21 protein-coding genes and 1 rRNA gene are annotated in these 17,987 nt (G+C 47.4%); 1 reads left to right on the plus strand and 21 read right to left on the minus strand.

What is annotated here, in order from left to right; all coding sequences use genetic code 11:
- Window positions 1-21 precede the first annotated feature (21 nt).
- The 11 genes from KNO61_RS16760 to metG all read right to left on the minus strand — a co-directional run bounded on the left by KNO61_RS16760 (window position 22) and on the right by metG (window position 10,682).
- Window positions 22-978, minus strand: a complete 957-nt coding sequence (locus KNO61_RS16760) for a ribose-phosphate diphosphokinase (protein WP_012727731.1) — start codon at window positions 976-978, stop codon at window positions 22-24.
- 45 nt (window positions 979-1,023) lie between these two features.
- On the minus strand, window positions 1,024-2,379 hold the full coding sequence (glmU, locus tag KNO61_RS16765) for a bifunctional UDP-N-acetylglucosamine diphosphorylase/glucosamine-1-phosphate N-acetyltransferase GlmU (RefSeq protein ID WP_012727732.1): 1,356 nt from the start codon (window positions 2,377-2,379) through the stop codon (window positions 1,024-1,026).
- Between the two features lie 184 nt (window positions 2,380-2,563).
- Window positions 2,564-2,863, minus strand: coding sequence for a septation regulator SpoVG (gene spoVG / locus KNO61_RS16770; protein ID WP_012727733.1), 300 nt, complete (start codon window positions 2,861-2,863; stop codon window positions 2,564-2,566).
- A 140-nt stretch (window positions 2,864-3,003) separates the two neighbouring features.
- Window positions 3,004-3,828: a pur operon repressor gene (purR, locus tag KNO61_RS16775; protein ID WP_012727734.1), complete on the minus strand. Its 825-nt coding sequence runs from the start codon at window positions 3,826-3,828 to the stop codon at window positions 3,004-3,006.
- Window positions 3,829-3,901: 73 nt separating this feature from the next.
- Window positions 3,902-4,765: a 4-(cytidine 5'-diphospho)-2-C-methyl-D-erythritol kinase gene (ispE, locus tag KNO61_RS16780; RefSeq protein WP_168169881.1), complete on the minus strand. Its 864-nt coding sequence runs from the start codon at window positions 4,763-4,765 to the stop codon at window positions 3,902-3,904.
- Between the two features lie 100 nt (window positions 4,766-4,865).
- Window positions 4,866-5,102: a Veg family protein gene (locus KNO61_RS16785; RefSeq protein ID WP_012727736.1), complete on the minus strand. Its 237-nt coding sequence runs from the start codon at window positions 5,100-5,102 to the stop codon at window positions 4,866-4,868.
- 82 nt (window positions 5,103-5,184) lie between these two features.
- Entirely contained in the window at window positions 5,185-6,063 is an 879-nt protein-coding gene (gene rsmA, locus KNO61_RS16790; protein ID WP_012727737.1) for a 16S rRNA (adenine(1518)-N(6)/adenine(1519)-N(6))-dimethyltransferase RsmA, read from the minus strand.
- Complete coding sequence (gene rnmV / locus KNO61_RS16795; protein WP_074035294.1) at window positions 6,060-6,620, minus strand: ribonuclease M5; 561 nt, start codon at window positions 6,618-6,620, stop codon at window positions 6,060-6,062. The genes rsmA and rnmV overlap by 4 nt, the downstream gene beginning before the upstream one ends.
- Window positions 6,613-7,905, minus strand: a complete 1,293-nt coding sequence (locus KNO61_RS16800) for a 3D domain-containing protein (RefSeq protein WP_214873965.1) — start codon at window positions 7,903-7,905, stop codon at window positions 6,613-6,615. The genes rnmV and KNO61_RS16800 overlap by 8 nt, the downstream gene beginning before the upstream one ends.
- A complete protein-coding gene (locus KNO61_RS16805) occupies window positions 7,902-8,669 on the minus strand; it encodes a TatD family hydrolase (RefSeq protein ID WP_214873967.1) in 768 nt (255 codons plus the stop codon). The genes KNO61_RS16800 and KNO61_RS16805 overlap by 4 nt, the downstream gene beginning before the upstream one ends.
- 51 nt (window positions 8,670-8,720) lie before the next feature.
- A complete protein-coding gene (gene metG / locus KNO61_RS16810) occupies window positions 8,721-10,682 on the minus strand; it encodes a methionine--tRNA ligase (protein WP_214689620.1) in 1,962 nt (653 codons plus the stop codon).
- Between the two features lie 331 nt (window positions 10,683-11,013).
- On the opposite strand from metG, the gene KNO61_RS16815 reads away from it, so the two are divergent.
- Window positions 11,014-11,307 (plus strand): transition state genes transcriptional regulator AbrB, encoded by a 294-nt coding sequence (locus KNO61_RS16815; protein WP_012727742.1) that lies wholly within the window; start codon window positions 11,014-11,016, stop codon window positions 11,305-11,307.
- Window positions 11,308-11,323: 16 nt separating this feature from the next.
- Here KNO61_RS16815 and rsmI read toward each other — a convergent pair whose 3' ends face one another.
- The 10 genes from rsmI to rrf form a co-directional block, all read right to left on the minus strand.
- The gene (gene rsmI, locus KNO61_RS16820) at window positions 11,324-12,193 is read right to left on the minus strand and encodes a 16S rRNA (cytidine(1402)-2'-O)-methyltransferase (RefSeq protein WP_078145935.1); all 870 of its coding nucleotides are present in this window, start codon (window positions 12,191-12,193) and stop codon (window positions 11,324-11,326) included.
- Entirely contained in the window at window positions 12,165-12,443 is a 279-nt protein-coding gene (locus KNO61_RS16825) for a GIY-YIG nuclease family protein (protein ID WP_214873969.1), read from the minus strand. Before KNO61_RS16825 ends, rsmI begins: the two co-directional genes overlap by 29 nt.
- Entirely contained in the window at window positions 12,436-13,173 is a 738-nt protein-coding gene (locus tag KNO61_RS16830; protein WP_078145936.1) for a tRNA1(Val) (adenine(37)-N6)-methyltransferase, read from the minus strand. Before KNO61_RS16830 ends, KNO61_RS16825 begins: the two co-directional genes overlap by 8 nt.
- 60 nt (window positions 13,174-13,233) lie before the next feature.
- Complete coding sequence (gene yabA, locus KNO61_RS16835; RefSeq protein WP_012727746.1) at window positions 13,234-13,569, minus strand: DNA replication initiation control protein YabA; 336 nt, start codon at window positions 13,567-13,569, stop codon at window positions 13,234-13,236.
- A gap of 23 nt (window positions 13,570-13,592) precedes the next feature.
- Window positions 13,593-14,423, minus strand: a complete 831-nt coding sequence (locus KNO61_RS16840) for a PSP1 domain-containing protein (RefSeq protein WP_074035285.1) — start codon at window positions 14,421-14,423, stop codon at window positions 13,593-13,595.
- 6 nt (window positions 14,424-14,429) lie between these two features.
- A complete protein-coding gene (locus KNO61_RS16845) occupies window positions 14,430-15,422 on the minus strand; it encodes a DNA polymerase III subunit delta' (RefSeq protein WP_078145937.1) in 993 nt (330 codons plus the stop codon).
- A 14-nt stretch (window positions 15,423-15,436) separates the two neighbouring features.
- Window positions 15,437-15,766, minus strand: coding sequence for a cyclic-di-AMP receptor (locus KNO61_RS16850; RefSeq protein WP_031421800.1), 330 nt, complete (start codon window positions 15,764-15,766; stop codon window positions 15,437-15,439).
- A complete protein-coding gene (gene tmk, locus KNO61_RS16855) occupies window positions 15,766-16,404 on the minus strand; it encodes a dTMP kinase (protein ID WP_159563180.1) in 639 nt (212 codons plus the stop codon). Before tmk ends, KNO61_RS16850 begins: the two co-directional genes overlap by 1 nt.
- A gap of 3 nt (window positions 16,405-16,407) precedes the next feature.
- A complete protein-coding gene (locus tag KNO61_RS16860; protein ID WP_214873971.1) occupies window positions 16,408-17,826 on the minus strand; it encodes an aminotransferase class I/II-fold pyridoxal phosphate-dependent enzyme in 1,419 nt (472 codons plus the stop codon).
- Window positions 17,827-17,898: 72 nt separating this feature from the next.
- Window positions 17,899-17,987, minus strand: a 5S ribosomal RNA gene (gene rrf, locus KNO61_RS16865); the annotation flags it as partial.

Below are 17,987 nucleotides of genomic sequence, written 5' to 3' on the forward strand. Positions count from 1 at the left end.
ATGCCTCCGGGCCTCGTTTTTTTAATCGAATAGGGTACTGACCGATTTATGCTCGTGTACGCGCATAATCGCTTCCCCAAGCAAATGGGCGACCGACATTTGCTTGATCTTGCTCGAGCAAGGGCGACCCGTCAAATCGATGGTATTTAAGACGACCAACTCTTTGATTGATGAATTGTCGATCCGCTCCATCGCTGGTCCAGAAAGAACTGGGTGTGTACAAGACGCATACACTTCTTTCGCACCCGCTTCGACGATAGCATCTGCCGCAAGTGTGATCGTTCCAGCTGTATCGATAATGTCGTCAATCAAAATCGCCGTTTTCCCTTCGACACTGCCGACGATATTCATGACTTCAGCGACGTTCGCTTTCGGACGACGCTTGTCAATGATAGCAATCGGCGCTTTCAAACGTTCTGCCAATTTACGTGCACGTGTCACGCCACCGTGGTCTGGAGAAACGACCACGATATCTTTCGCTTGAAACTCTTCTGTTTCAAAGTAAGTCGAGATGAGCGGTACACCAAGTAATTGGTCAACCGGAATATTGAAGAATCCTTGAATTTGCGCTGCATGCAAATCCATCGTGATGACGCGTGTCGCACCAGCTACTGTAAGAAGGTCAGCGACAAGTTTCGCCGTGATCGGTTCACGCGAGCGTGCTTTACGGTCTTGACGTGCGTATCCATAATACGGCATCACGATGTTGATCGTACGGACAGAAGCACGTTTGAGTGCATCGATCATGACAAGCAATTCCATGAGCGTTTCGTTTACAGGCGAGCTTGTTGATTGGATGACATACACATCATCTCCACGAACACTTTCCTCGATGTTGATATAGAGTTCACCGTCGCTGAAACGTTTGACTTGGCAATCGCTGAGCGGGACACCAATTTCTTTCGCGATTTCTTCAGCAAGCGGGCGGTTCGAGTTTAAGCTAAATAGACGAATTTCTCGTTCGTATACAGTAGACATGTTTAGGATTCTCCTCCGTTGTTTTCCATAATGATTGGCAGCAAGTTATCGTTTTGTGTAGCCTTCTTTATTCGTTTGGCGTTCGCGTGCAATCGCTAGCGCCTCTTCTGGTACATCACTCGTAATCGTCGATCCAGCAGCGACAATCGCGCCTTTCCCGACTTTTACAGGGGCAATCAAGTTGACGTTACAGCCAACGAATGCATCGTCTTCCACGACTGTCTCGAACTTGTTCTTACCGTCATAGTTCACTGTGATCGAGCCACAGCCTAAGTTGACGCGCTCACCGATTGACGCATCCCCGATATAGCTCAAGTGTGACGCTTTCGCACCGTCACCGAACGTCGATTTTTTAATCTCTACAAAGTTGCCGACGCGCGTGTTCGCACCGAGGACAGCTTGTTGACGTAAGTGAGCGAACGGTCCGACTTGAGCCGCCTCACCGATTCGGCTATCAGTCACGACAGACTGGCGTACGACGGCATGGTCTTCAATCACACTGTTGCGGATGTCCGAGTTTGGTCCGATGACACATTCTGAGCCAATCGTCGTCTTGCCAAGAATGACCGTTCCCGGATAAATGACCGTATCCGATCCGATGACCACGTCTGGTGAAATGTACGTCGATGCCGGGTCCATGAAGGTAACCCCTTCACGCATGAGACGCTCATTTGTCCGCTTGCGCATGATGGCTTCTGCTTGCGACAAGGCGACGCGGTCATTGACCCCGATCGTCTCATCAAACGTCGGTGCTGTATGCGCCGCAACCACTTCGCCCGCTTCTTTTGCGATTGAAATGACGTCAGGTAAGTAATATTCGCCCTGTGCATTGTTGTTCCCGACTTGTTTGAGTGCATCGAACAACAATTCGTTATCGAATACGTACGTCCCTGTGTTGATTTCATTGATGGCGAGCTCTGCCTCTGAAGCATCTTTATGTTCCACGACTTTCGTCACATTCCCATCTTCACCACGAACGACTCGACCATATCCGGTCGCATCGTCAGCAATCGCAGTCAACACCGTGACTTTTGCTTGTTGCGCTTCGTGATGCGCGAGAAGGGCTTCTAACGTTTCTGCCGTGAGTAACGGTGTATCTCCACAGACGACAAGCGTCGCCCCTGATTTACCCGCAAGCTCTGCTTCAGCCATCTGAACAGCGTGCCCTGTTCCAAGCTGTTCTTCCTGGACCGCATACTCTACCCGTGTGCCGAGCGTGTCTTGTACCGCTTCCGCCCCATGGCCAACGATTACGATTTGACGACTGACACCGATTTGGTCTAACTGATCGACAACATGCTCGACCATTGGTTTCCCTAGAACTGGATGAAGTACTTTATATAACTTCGACTTCATTCGCGTCCCTTTTCCTGCTGCCAAAATGACTGCAAAACGCTCCATGCTTGATTCGCTCCTATCTCACAACAGCTGTGATTGGTCTGTATAGTTCGGCTTTTCTGCAACTAAATCCTATTTACACCGTTTCTACTATATCGAAACCATGCCTTCGTTTCAATAGTTGTACCGTTCCTTAACCATTGAAACGCAAAAAAACAGCGGCAGGCAACCTAACCGCTGTTTTCTGTCATTCATGTGTACCGTATGACACATGTTGTGGGTCAAGGATTTCCACATCCATATTGGAATAGGTTTCCAATACAGCGGCTTCGACCTTTTGTCGCATCTCCCCGTTAATCGGATGCGCAATATCCCGAAAAATCCCTTCTGGTGTCCGTTTGCTCGGCATGGCGACAAATAGACCGCTACTTCCTTCGATGATTCGAAGGTCATGTACAACGAATTCATGGTCAAGTGTGATTGAGGCCAACGCTTTCATTCTGCCTTCTGTCGCGACTTTGCGAATTTTTACGTCTGTGATCTGCATGTTTCGCATCCCCTTTTTCATCGTTGTCTACGCCATGGTGTGATCTTCTGTAAGGTTCAGTTGGTTTCAAACGAACGTCATGACTTCATATTGATAACTCTATACCCTCTAATCATAAAACGAAATCAAAATTTTGCCAATCACTTTAAGAATTGTTCCACATTCCCCCGCGAAATGGTGACAAGCCCTTCATCAGGATCGACATTCGTTAACTTCATCAAGCTGACGTATTCACTCACCATCTTCTTCTCGGCTCCTTCGGCCTCCATCAAGACACCGACGCCCGCAAGGTTAGCCTCGAATTCATTCAAGAGACTCATCATCCCACGAATCGTTCCGCCGGCCTTCATAAAGTCGTCAATTAGGAGCACATTCGCACCACGTGGCAGACTGCGACGTGCGAGCGCCATCGTACGGATCGCTTTCGATGAACCCGATACATAATTGATACTGACGGTCGAGCCTTCTGTGACACGGCTATCCGAACGAACGATGACAAACGGAACACCTAACTGCTCAGCGACCGCATAGGCAAGTGGAATCCCTTTCGTCGCAATCGTCATGACCACATCGACTTTACGGTCGGCGAAGACGGACGCAAAGACCTGCCCCATCGGTTTCACCTGACTTGGATTACCTAGTACATCCGTGAGGTAGAGATAGCCTCCTGGTAAGAGACGCTCCGGTTTTGATAGTTGCTCACAGAGCGTGTCAATCATCTCCAGCGACTTTTCCTTACTCCATCCCGGGATGAACATGACACCACCGGCTGCACCAGGGACAGTCACCAGTTTTCCAATCCCATCATGGGACAACATTTCACTGACAATGACAAGGTCTTCACTAATCGACGACTTTGCAGCTTTATAACGACTTGAAAACATCGACAACGAGACAAGCTGATGCGGATGATCAAGTAAATAACGGGTCATATCGACGAGACGACCACTTCTACGAATTTTCATACGGATTCTCCTTCACATCTTCAATAATAAACGAATGTTCTATTGAGAATATATCACTTTCATTCGTTTTTGTTCAATGTCTTTTGCCGAGAATCCGAACGACGAACACTTCTGGGCAAAATCCTTTCAATCCATTATAGATTCGATGCGCTTTTTGCTCGTGTTCAATCAGCGCAAACACGGTCGGTCCGCTTCCACTCATGAGAACACCTTCCGCTCCGCAATGACGCATCGTTTCTTTGATTTGTTTCACTTCCGGGTGCAGCTTGAGTGTCACACTCTCAAGTGAGTTCCCAAGGTGTTCACAGATTCCATGAAAATCTTTTTGACGAATCGCCTCCACCATGGCATCGGTATCAGGATGATATACCTCTTCCATACGCACTGCCCGATACACATCTGCCGTCGATACCCCAATTTTCGGTTTACCGAGAACGACATAGCACGGTGGCGGGGACGGAATCATTTCTAACTGTTCACCACGACCTCTTGCAATGGCTGTGCCACCGATGACACAAAACGACACGTCCGATCCGATCTCGGCACCGAGCTCTGCTAGCTCCTCTAATGACAAGTTCAATGAAAACAGTTCGTTCATCCCACGGAGCGTTGCCGCCGCATCACTCGAGCCACCTGCAAGGCCAGCTGCCACGGGAATCTGTTTATCGAGCACAATCTCGACCCCTTGCTGAATGTTAAAACGTTCGCGCAACAATTCTGCTGCTCGATACGCCAAATTCCGATGATCATTCGGCACATAGGCGTGTTCTGATTGAATCCGAATCTCATCCGACTCTAAAACTGTCAACTCCAAGCGATCTGCCAAGTCGACTGTCGTCATTACCATTTCTACTTCATGATAGCCGTCCGGACGCTTTCCAAGGACATCAAGTGTCAAATTAATTTTTGCCGGCGCTTTCACACTGATCGTGCGCATCACGTTCACCCTTCCCATTTGTCTCCTGTTCGCCATTGTACCGTAAACGGGCGCACAAAAAAAGAAGCAGCTGCCAATGCATCCGCCCCTCATTTATAAATCAATTACCGAATTCAATTTTAACTGTATCCGTTAGGACATCAGCGTAGCTATACGAGACACGTTCCACATTATGCAGGTCTTCATCCAATTTCACAACGAACACCGCAGGATATGTCTCAACGAGCGTTCCAAACCGAGTAACAACTTTCTTACGACCGCCGTTTGCTTTCAACGTCAATCGTTCACCAACATGCGATTCGAGTTTTTGTCTGATTTCTTGTAACGTCTTTGGCATACGCTTCACCTCACTGTTACAAGTATAGCATAATTGAATATGAAAATAAAGATTAATATTATAACGACTCGTTTTCAGGTCGTCAACTATTTTTAAGTGGTAAAATTGTGTCAGACAAACGTGCGAATTCTTCTAGGCTTAACGTCTCTCCACGACGTTTCGGATCGATTCCAGCCTCGTGAAGCGAACGTTCGAGTTCGACCTTATGTTCTTTCCCGATATAGTTTGTCAAATTGTTCAGGATGGTTTTACGGCGCTGAGCGAAGCTTGCTCGGGCCACATCAAAGAAAAATGCTTCGTCTTTCACTTGTACGGCCGGTTCTTTACGCATTCGTAGTGTAATGACGGCCGAATCGACGTTCGGTGCTGGGATGAACACGTTTTTCGGGACGATGAAACTGACTTCCGCCTCCGCATAATACTGAATCGCAATCGATAGCGAGCCGTATGCTTTCGTGCCAGGTTTTGCTCCAATCCGTTCTGCCACTTCTTTTTGAATCATCATGACGAGCGAACGGAACTTAACACCGCTCTCAAGCAATCGCATAATGATCGGTGTCGTGACATAGTAAGGTAAGTTGGCGACAACCGAAATATCTTCAATACCTTCGTTTAAAAATTCTTGCTCCACGATCTCCCGTAAGTCCAGTTCCAATGCATCCCCATGGATGACTTTCACATGCGGATAAGGCGACATCGTATCATCTAAAATCGGCAAAAGACGTTGGTCGATTTCAAGCGCAACGACCTTTTTGGCACGCTTGGCCGATTGTTCGGTCAATGAGCCGATTCCGGGACCGATTTCAAGGACACCACTCACTTCACTCAGTTCTGCTGCTCCGACAATTTTACTCAAGATGTTCAAATCGATTAAAAAGTTTTGACCGAGCGATTTTTTGAATGAAAACCCATGTCGCTCTAAAATCGCTTTCGTTCGTTGGATTGTTGCAATGTCTTTCAACCCTGTTCCTCCTCTAATTGAGCAAGTGCCTGCTCCCACTCTTCGATCGTGACGCCGAGCGCCTCGACCCGTTTTACAAATTGTTTGGCATTCGGCTCACCGATTCGAAGCAACACCCCGAGTCGCTTCCGACGCGTCGCGGCCGCTGCTCCACCGATTAAATCCGCCTCCAACACCATTTTCCGTGTGACGATTGGTTGGTCCGTTTCGACACGCGGTTCAAACACTGCTCCTAAGACACGGCGAAGTGACTCCGGACTCGCATGTTCCACACCGATTTTCCCACGCTTGTCCTTCGCCTCGGCCCGAGGCAAGTGTGCGTGCTTACATCCTTTGACGCGTTCCTCGACAATCGCCCGAATACGATCTCCTGGATAATCTGGGTCCGTCAAAATGATGACCCCGCGCTTCTCCTGAGCACGACGGATTCGTTCAATCGTCTGATCGGATACGGCAGACCCGTTCGTTTCAATCGTATCGACGTCGAACACTTCTTGAAGTCGCGCCGTGTCGTCACGCCCTTCTACGACGATAATTTCTTGTATTTTCTCACGCATTGTCTGATCCTTCTTTCTCTTCTTCCTGCTTTGGAATCACCCAGATGGTGAGTGGTTTACGACCAAACGTTACGGCCTCTTCCTTTTCATCCATCATGATATCGATTTTTTGCCCTTTGATTGCACTTCCTGTATCCAAAGCAATCGCCATACCGATTCCCTCGACATACACGCGAGTCCCGAGTGGAATGATGGCAGGGTCGACGGCGATGATGCGCATGCCTTCATACAAAATCGTGTCGGTCACATCATATCCGCTTCTTGTCAGCACGCGTCCGTCATACGTCACCGTGTCTTCCGGATTGTTCGTATAAGCGGTCGCTTCCACAAGCAATTGTTTTGCGGATGAAAAATCAAGTACGTCATCTGTTTTCGGCGGTTCGGCAATCTCGACTTCAGCTTCCGGAATGAATGGGCTCGATTCATCCGCGGTCGTCGACTCAGCGTCGGTTACCGGTTCCGTGACTTTCTTCGTTCCCACTTTGATAATCTGCGGCATCGTTTTACGCAATGTCTCGACATCTGTTTTCGTACGATTTGTAATTGTACCATTTTCCACAGTAAGTGCATACCTTGTCCGTTCAAGTCCAGGAACCCCGACCTGCACCATTTGCTTCACACCTTCTTCGAGCGTGTCATCCTCTTCCTCAACCACTTCAAACGGAATCAACTCACTCTCATATTGAACGACATCACGATTCGTATTGACCGTAATCGTCAACCCTTCTCGGATCGGTGTGGAAGGAGCCGGCATGACCGTATCACTTTCCGTCACATCGATGTTCTCTTCCATTAAGAGTTGCTCCACATCCGTAGCCATTGTATAAATGGTCAACGCCTCTTGACCGACAATGAGATTCACGGCCACGACCGGTTGATATCGAATCGTCATCCCATTCGTCACCGGTGTACGGACCGATGGATACACCGTATCTCCGTCCCGTACCGTGACTCCGTATCGTAGTAAGACATCCTTTACGGTCCGCTCGCGCGTCTGCACTGTCTCCGTTTGACCGTAGCCAATCTGGAGCGAAACCTCGTGTGAACGCTCAATCCGAATCAAGCGGTCGTCCGGTACATCCTCACTGAGCGCCGGTGTGACATAATCTGATTCATCTAGTGTGATATTTAACTCTTCAAGCACCTCGAGAACCGAGTCAGCTCGTGTTTCATGCTCGATGACCACACCGTCGTCGACGATTCGAATCGATTCAGGTTGTAACATCACGTACGCCACAGAAGCCGTCGCAATAATACCGATACTCGCTAATACACGCTTGATCATGGGAGTCGGAACAACTTCTTCGCATTGGCTGTCGTGGCTGCAGCGAGCTCATCGTACGGCATATCGCGAAGGGTGGCGATCTCTTCAGCTACGTATTTGACGTATGCTGGTTCGTTACGTTTTCCCCGGAACGGTGTTGGGGTCAAGTACGGGCAATCCGTCTCGACAAGCAGACGATCCAGCGGCACTTCTTGCGCCACCAACTTCGGAACCTTCGCATTTTTGAACGTGACCGGTCCTCCTAACGAAATATAGAAGTTCAAGTCTAAACAACGAGGCAAAAGTTCGACGGACATGCTGTAACTATGGAACACACCACCGACTGCTTCGGCATGCTCTTCTTCTAAAATATGAAGGACATCTGCCGTTGCTTCTCGGTTATGAATGACAATCGGCATATTCGTCCGTTTGGCAATGGCGATTTGTTGACGGAAGAGGCGTTGTTGCATATCTTTCGGTGATTTGTCCCAATGATAATCGAGTCCGATTTCACCGAGTGCCATGACTTTCGGATGACTCATGAGTGTTTCGATTCGTGCTAAATCCGCATCCGTACAGTCAATCGCATCGACAGGATGCCATCCGACAATGGCATAAATATCTTCATGCGTTTCCGCCAGTTCAATGGCTCGATCGATGGTCGGTGTATCAAATCCGACGACGAGTAACGGAGAAACGCCCGCTTCTCTCGCTCGCACAATTGTCTCCTCCACGTCTTCACTGAACTGTTCCGCATTGATGTGCGTATGTGTATCAATCAACATCTTGTTTCCTCCTTAGAAAAAGAGAGGGAGACCGCGGTCTCCCCCATTCCATTATTTGACGATGGCACCGTTCGGCATCTGGTCTGAGACCGTCGCGAGCTCGAGTTTCCCGTCACGATCCGCCGCTAGAATCATCCCTTGCGAGAGTTCTCCACGGAGCTTGACTGGTTTCAAGTTTGCGACAACGATGACTTTCTTGCCAACCAAATCTTCAGGGGCATACCATTCAGCGATACCAGACACGATTTGACGTGTCTCTTTCCCAAGGTCGACTTGAAGTTTCAACAGTTTCTTCGCTTTTTTAATCTTATCGGCTTCGACGATTTGACCGACACGGAATTCGACTTGGTCGAAGACATCAATCGTGATTTCAGGACGAATGTCTTCGTCAGTTTCTTCTACTGATGCCGTCTCCGTCTCTTCAATCCGTGCTTTAGACGCCTGACGCATCATTTCTTGGATTGCATCGACTTCTTCTTTCACGTCACGACGTGGGAAAATCGGTGTCCCGTCCGTCACGACCGCATTGCTAAAGTCTGCGAATGTATCCAACGCCTCCCATGACATGTCCTCTCCCTCGAGTCCGAGCTGACGGAACATCTCTTTTGGAGCGCGCGTCATGAATGGTTGAATCATGATAGCAACATGACGAAGTACGCCCGCAAGGTGTGTCATGACAGAAGCCAACTCTTCGCGCTTCGACTCTTCTTTCACGAGAACCCATGGTTGCGTCTCGTCGATATATTTATTCGCACGGCTGACGAGTTGCCAAATGTTTGTGAGCGCGACCGAAAACTCCATGTGCTCCATGGCTTCTTCTGTTTTGCGTGTCGTCTCTTTCACCACGTTCAACAATTCTGCATCAAATGCCGTGACATTTCCGTTATATGCCGGAATGTTTCCGTCGAAGTACTTTTTAATCATCGCAATGGTGCGATTCAATAAGTTTCCGAGGTCGTTCGCTAAATCAAAATTCAAGCGGTCAACGAACGCTTCCGGTGTGAACGTGCCATCCGCTCCGAATGGAACTTCACGGAGAAGGTAATAGCGGACCGAGTCGAGGCCGTAACGGTCGATCAATGGGATTGGGTCCACGACGTTCCCTTTCGATTTCGACATCTTCCCATCCTTCATGAGCAACCATCCGTGCGCAAATACTTGCTTCGGTAATGGAAGATCAAGCGCCATTAAGAGGGCTGGCCAAATGATCGTATGGAAACGTACGATTTCTTTCCCTACCAAATGAACGTCTGCTGGCCAGTAACGGTTGAAGAGTTCATCGTTGTCTGTACCGTATCCGAGTGATGAGATATAGTTTGTGAGCGCATCGACCCATACGTACACGACGTGCTTCGGGTTCGATGGGACTTGGACGCCCCAATCAAACGTCGTGCGTGATACAGCCAAATCTTGAAGACCCGGCTTTAAGAAGTTATTGATCATCTCGGTTTTACGAGATTCTGGCAAAATAAAATCAGGATGTGACTCAAAATATTCAATCAAGCGGTCCGCGTATTTGCTGAGACGGAAGAAGTAGCACTCCTCACGAACGAGCTCGACCGGATGTCCGCTGTCAGGACTTTTTCCATCGACGAGCTGCGATTCAGTGTAGTACGTCTCATCCGGTACGGAATACCATCCTTCGTACTCACCGAGGTAGATGTCCCCATTTTTAAGTAATGTCTCAAAAACATGCTCGACCACTTTCTTATGGCGGTCCTCTGTCGTACGGATGTAGTCATCGTACGAAATTTCGAGACGGTCCCATAAGACCTTGATCTCTTCCACGACTTCATCCACGAAAGCTTGTGGCGTCACGCCTGCCTCTTTCGCTTTTTCTTGAATCTTTTGACCGTGCTCATCCGTTCCGGTCAAATAACGGACGTCAAACCCTTTTAAGCGTTTGTAGCGCGCAATCGCATCACCTGCTACCGTGGTATATGCGTGACCGATGTGCAGTTTTGCACTCGGATAATAAATTGGGGTTGTAATATAAAAAGTCGGCTTCGCCATGATTTATTCTCCATCCTTTCGACATATGCAATTTCCATTATACACGGTTCGACAAAAGAATTTCCAAACCTAATTGTTTGGAATTTTTTTGCGTTTTCTTCGTCATAAATATTCCAAAAATACCCTTTCTTTGTTTCAAGTTCAAACTTACGGGGAAATTTAGGTATATATCGTTCTTGATTCGACAAATTTCGAAAATTTACTTTTCCAGATAGTAAGCAGTTGACTGCAATTGGAAAGTTTAGTATGCTTTTTGCTGTAGTCACATTGTCGAATTTTGACGATTCATGTCACCACGAGATTTCGACATCATTGGAGGAGGAAACACAAAATGAAATCTACAGGTATTGTACGTAAGGTTGATGAGCTTGGTCGTGTCGTTATTCCAATCGAATTGCGTCGTACACTCGGTATTGCAGAGAAAGATGCTCTCGAAATTTACGTCGACAACGATCAAATCGTTTTGAAAAAATATAAGCCAAACATGACTTGCCAAGTTACAGGCGAAGTATCAGATGATAACTTCAAATTGGCAGACGGCAAACTCATCTTGTCACCAGAAGGTGCACAACGTGTTCTCGTTGAGTTGAAGAACATGCTCGAAAATTACTACAGCGAAGAGTAAGCAAGGATTTCCTTGCTTACTCTTTTTTATGCAATTGATGATACGTATCGTATACATCATTCCGAGACTCGCCGCGGTCTTTCGCAGTCTGTTTGATTGCCGCGTTTGGTTTCAGCCCTTCTTCGATATAGTGAACCACGTGCTCGTATGCAGATAGTGTTTCCCACCATGTTGTCGTAGGTGCCGCCTCTGTCGCTCCACTCACCAAGACGACAAACTCACCACGCACTTCACCCTCACACCATGTCAACGCCTCATCCACAGTTCCTCTCAAAAACTCTTCAAATGTTTTTGTCAGTTCACGACCTAATACGATTTGTCGATTCCCGAACACTTGTCGAATCGCTGTCAACATCTCTTTCAAACGATGAGGAGCCTCATAAAAAATGACGGTGCCAGGTTCGTATTGAATCGATTCGAGAATCTCAACCCGATCCTTCTTCTTACGCGGCAAGAAACCGTAATAGAGAAAACGTTCAGTTGCAAGACCGGATGCGACGAGTGCCGTAAGTGCTGCATTCGCACCGGGTAAGACGACAACCGGGATGTTTGCCTCAATGGCTAATCGCACGAGATCGCTTCCCGGGTCTGAAATTCCAGGCATACCTGCATCTGAGACAACGGCAATCGATTTTCCGGACAACAGATCGTCAATCAGTCTTGGTCCACTCACTTCTTTATTATGTTCATGATAGCTAATCAATTTTGTCGCAATGTCAAAGTGTCGGCAAAGCTTCATCGTTTGTCGTGTGTCTTCCGCTGCGATTAAGTCTACTTCCTGAAGGGTCCGTACCGCGCGATACGTCATATCCTCCAAGTTCCCAATTGGGGTCGGCACGACATACAACGTCGGTTGTTCAGTTTGATAGCTCTTCTGTGAATTCATTGGTCGTCCCCTCCATCAACTTCTCTTTTTGTGATCGGGTCAATTGCTTGATGGACCATTCGTATCGCATGGCCTCCCGCTTCGTCTCAAACGATTGTACGTACCGAAGTCGTACAGGGAGACGGGCTTTCGTATATTTCGCACCTTTCCCGGCATTATGTGCAAGGAGTCGTTTTTCCACGTCTGTCGTATAGCCCGTGTAGTACGTTCCATCACCGCATTCCAAGATGTACGTATAATGTTTAGGCATCGAGAATAGCTCGCATCGCTTCTGTATACGTATCGTCTTCTTCATAGACAACAAATGGCGGTAAAATTTTAAGACCTGCTTTTCCATCTTTCGATCCCTCGATTAATAAGGTATTCGCCTCGCGTCCCGCTTTCGGGTAAACGAGTTGCATTCGTTTTGGTTCAATTCGATACGCACGCATCAACGTCAGGATATCCAGTAAACGTTCTGGCCGATGCACGAACGCCACTTTCCCTCCCGGTTTGACGAGTTGACTGGCCGTCTTGATGCAATCTTCTAACGTGCACAGCACTTCATGGCGCGCAATCGTATGATGCTCATTTTGATTTCGGAGTGACGTCTCGTTCGCTAAAAAGTAGGGCGGGTTACATGTGACTACGTCATATCGTGCATGCCCGAGCTGCGTCGCTGCCGTTTTCACATCGCCCTCCACCACTCGAATTCGCTCTTCAAGACGATTGACCGCCATGCTTCGATTCGCCATGTCGACCAGTTTCGATTGAATCTCCACACCTGTTATCGTTCCTTTTGTACGATATGACAAAAAGAGCGGGATTGCCCCGGTGCCAGCACACAAATCGACCAGTTGTCCTTTTTGGATAGGCACCCATACAAACTCTGCAAGCAGTACCGCATCTAATGAAAATGAGAACACATCATCACTTTGAATGATCTTACCTGGACGTCCGAGCAAATCATCAAGGCGTTCTCCATCCTTAACCGTTACCATCGTTTCCTCCTTCTATAAAAGAAAGGCGACGGATAGGGAACCCCTATCTATCGCCCCGTATTAATGTTTATTGAGCATCGACAAACAGAAGAGACAGTCCCCATCTTTTCGTACCTGTCCGTAATGGAGGTTACAAATGTGGAATCCTTCTTGATACAGCGCAGCCAAATTGTTCTGCCCTTTCCCAGACAATGCGATTTGTGAATCACCATTTGTCGTATCAACTTCTGCCAATTGTTCGACTTTTTCGCGTAAGTGATGATTCTCTAGATACATATGCTGGTTCTCTTCAAGCAAATAAGCGAGCTGCTCTTTTAACACGCCTAAATGTTCGGTGAGGAGCTGCATCTGTTGCTCGATCGCATCCACCCGCATCATCACTTCTTTTTTGTCCATTCTTTCCACTGCTCAGCACCCCATCACTGTTTTGACGGTTTTCGTTTAATCGCACCCACTTCAACGAGTTCATCAATCGTATACGTGACGACACGTGTCCGATCGTGGAGCTCGACTTGAATGAGTTGGTCCAAAATGTTAAGACCGATTACCCGACCATCACCTTCTGGAATTTTGATTCGCTTGCCGACGTCTGGTAAATCACGTTTCAGTTCTTCATATGTGTCATTCTCATATTTCAAACAGCACATCAGACGACCACATACTCCAGAGATCTTATTCGGATTCAACGAGAGATTCTGGTCTTTGGCCATTTTAATCGAGACCGGTTCGAATTCCCCAAGAAATGACGAGCAGCAAAGAACCCGACCACATGGCCCAATCCCGCTAAGGAGTTTCGCTTCATCACGAACACCGATTTGTCGGAGCTCGATTCGTGTCCGAAACACACTAGCTAAGTCTTTTACCAATTCTCGAAAGTCGACGCGACCCTCGGCAGTAAAATAAAAGATCACTTTATTGCGATCAAATGTATACTCAACATCAACTAGCTTCATTTCTAATTGATGTTCTCGAATTTTTTCTTCACAGACGGCGTGAGCATCAACGGCTGCCAGTCGATTATCGCGTACGATATCCGCATCCTTTTGGTCCGCGACACGAAGGATCGTCTTCAACGGCAGGACGACTTCGTCTTCGCCGAGCTGCTTGTTGACTTGGACGATTTCCCCATACTCAATGCCACGTACCGTTTCAACGATGACATGGTCCCCACGTTTAAGCGTTGCATCGCCTGGTGAAAAGTAATAGATTTTTCCCGCTTCTTTAAAACGGACTCCAACTACTTCAAGCACGCGCTTCTATCCTTTCTGCAAATCGAACGAAAGTCGTTCGAACGTTAATTGAGGATTGACGTTTGCCTCAAGTCGCCAAATGGCCGCATGTACACTTTCAATCGCATGTGTAAGCTTCGTGACAGATCGATTTTGGATAAATGCGTTGTACAAGGCGGCCTCATTCTTAAATAGCTTCGGAGCATACATATCTCGCACTTTTAAATGAAGTGCCTCCTCTAGCCAATGTTCGAATAATTCAAGACCTACTCGCAACTCATTCCGTCCTTTGAAATGCCCTAACCATTTTTCTTGTGCGAACAAGAGCAACTCTTGAGGTCGTTTCGTCAATACTTCAATTAATTGTACCACTAGCCCATACGCCTGTACAAACCACTCCTGCTCAAGCGCTTCTTTCGCGTCATCCCATTTCGGATAAACGGTCAAGGCAAGGTATGCCAAATCATACGTACAGGACAGTTCTTCTGACATCGTTTGCGCCAATTGGGCTCGGTCGATCGGACGAAAAGCAAGTTGTTGCGCGCGCGAACGAATCGTCGGAAGAAGCAACTGTGGTTGTGTCGTCACTAAAATAGCAAGCTTTCCTACTCCCGGTTCTTCAAAGAATTTCAGTAGACTGTTTGCCGCTTGAGTCGTCATCTTGTGCGCTTGATGAATGACGTACACTTGGCGATCACCTTCAGCACCTCGTAGTGATAAATCACTGAGCAATTGCTGAATCTGTTCTTTTTTTATACTCGCACCGTCCGGCTCCACTTCGATGTAGTCGACAATGTTTTTAGAATCCATACGCCGACAGTTTCGACACACTCCACAAGGCTCTGCACCATCTGGTGATTCACAAAATAAGGCTTTGGCGAACAATGTGGCTGTATCAATCAAATAAGGCTCATAATCTCCTGAGAAGATATACGCATGCCCCACTTTATTCGAAACGATTGAATTTTGAATGATGCGAGAAACGACAGTTTGCGACTCGCTCAATTCTTGAAAACGCATATGCCCAACTCCCATTAAAACTGATGGAATCCTTCGATCGGCAAGACGAATACCGTCGCCCCTCCGACTTGTACTTCGACTGGGTAAGGAATATACGAATCCGCATGTCCTCCCATCGGTGAAATCGGCGTGATCATTTGGTCGCGGCTCGAGCAGTTCGATTGAATCACGTCCATCAAATCATCAAGACGCTCTTGTGGAATCCCCATCATAAACGTTGTATTACCTTCTTTTAAAAATCCACCAGTCGTGGCTAACTTTGTTGCGCGAAAATCTTGCTCGACGAGTGCGTCGGACAAACGTGCGCTATCCTTATCATGTACGATTGCAATTACCATTTTCATCATATTTGTACGCCTCCTTGTTGTAGTCGTTCAATTGTATAATCAAGTACCTCATCCTGAATGCATTCAATCGATTGATCAGCATCAATCCGAACGATTCGTTCTGGATACTGTTTCAGTAACGTTTGGAATCCTGCATAGACACGCTCATGGAATGCTTGATCACGACTCTCGATCCGATCAAGCTGTCCCCGATCTTTCATACGTGCACTCGCCCGTTCCGGATTCAAATCGAATAAAAAGGTTAAATCGGGCGTGAGACCATTCGTCGCCCATTCATTCAATGACCGAATCTGATCAAGGTCATACTGCAATCCATATCCTTGATAAGCAATGGATGCATCGATGAACCGGTCGCAGAGAACAATGGCGCCCCGCTCTAACGCTGGCCGAATCACTTGTTCCACGTTCTGAGCCCGTGATGCGGCATAGAGCATCATCTCCACGCGTGGTGTCATCTCATGGTGATCCGGCGATAATAACACTTCGCGAATCTGATTCCCGACCGTTGTTCCTCCAGGTTCTCGGGTCACGACGATGTCATATCCTTTTTGTTTTAAGTTTTCTACTAATAATTGAAGCTGTGTGGACTTTCCTGATCCATCCGGTCCTTCAACCGTAATAAACATTCCGTTCACGTTTTAAAACTCCTCTACAATAACGTCAATTTGCTCTATCATAACATGCTTACTAGCTTGAAGCTTCCTCCCTAAAGAAATCCATTCCCGGAGCACCCGGATTTTTTCTTCTGTAATCCGCTCTCCTTTTAGAATCCATGGAATACCTGGTGGATATGGAATCACCGTCTCTGCTGAAATCAATCCGATTGCTTGGTCGAAAAGGACTCGTTGGATTGGAAGAGCTGTTTCAGACGTATAGAGTTCAGACACGCGCTCGGTTTGTGGGAAGGGAAAGATCGTTTCATCGTCTTCAATGATCGGCACATGGGTAGATGCTTTTTTTATTAATTTGATCCAATGTTCGATTTCCTGTTTCTTTATTTCCCTGAATGGCAAGCAGAATAACACATGATCGACTGCCGCCAACTCGATGTCTATGCCGATTGAGGCGAGATGCTGACTAAAGATCAATCCATTCTTCGGATAAGTCAGAATCGTCACTTTCGTAAAGTCATCTCCGACTTTTACAACAAAACCAGCTCGTTTTAATTCAAGAACAAATTGTGCATGGCTTTTTTGGATTGCGGACCATTCCTCATCCGTTAAACGTTCTAGATAAGAACGAGCATAATCCAATGAAGCCATGACGAGATAAGACGGACTCGAAGTCTGAAAAGAAGATAATGCATGCTTCAAGCGCGCTTCATCGATATGATCTTTATAGTGAACCCAAGCCCCCATAGTGAGGGCAGGCAACGTTTTATGAGCGGACTGCACGACTGCGCTCGCTCCTTCGAAGATTGCAGAGCGACGTGGCAACTGTGGATGAATCAAATGAGCGCCGTGTGCCTCATCGACGAGCAATGGAATGTCGAATGATGTCAAATAGTCCGAAATCGTTCGAATGTCTGCCATATCCCCGTAATAGGTCGGAGACGTCAACATGACGGCTTTCCCTCCAGGAAATTCTTGAATGGCCTGTTCGATCGTATCTAATGTCACGACAGTCGGGATGCCTGTGCCACGTTCAATGGTAGGTGTTAGTAAGACTGGCTTTAATCCTAACCATTCGATTGCGTTCCAAACCGATTTATGTGAGTTCCGTTGAACATATACCCGTTCACCACGTTTCACTGTTGCCGCGAGCATACTCCAATTTCCCGCAGTCGATCCGTTGACAAGCCATTTACTTTTACTCTCATACAACTTACCCAATGCACATTCTGCTTGCTCGATGATTCCCGAGGCATCGTGCAAATCGTCTAAATGTGCTAGCTCAGTCAAATCATAAGGCATGACTTTTGCGAATGCATCAGGTAAGCGATCATCAACCACTGTACCGTTATGATGACCTGGTACGTGGAAAGAGACGCGGTGCTCACGAACATGCTGTTCTAGAACCTCTAAAAATGTAAAAGGATTTTCCCGAGCAGGAGCCATCTGTCATTCCTCCTAAACTATCAAAATATGAAAAAAGACGATCAAGCATATGCTTGATCGTCTTCTGCGTTGGCCTGGCAACGTCCTATCCTCACAGGGGGAGATCCCCCAACTACTTTCGGCGCTGAGACGCTTAACTTCCGTGTTCGGCATGGGAACGG

The organism is Exiguobacterium sp. s140 (assembly GCF_018617035.1).
Lineage (GTDB): Bacteria > Bacillota > Bacilli > Exiguobacteriales > Exiguobacteriaceae > Exiguobacterium > Exiguobacterium profundum.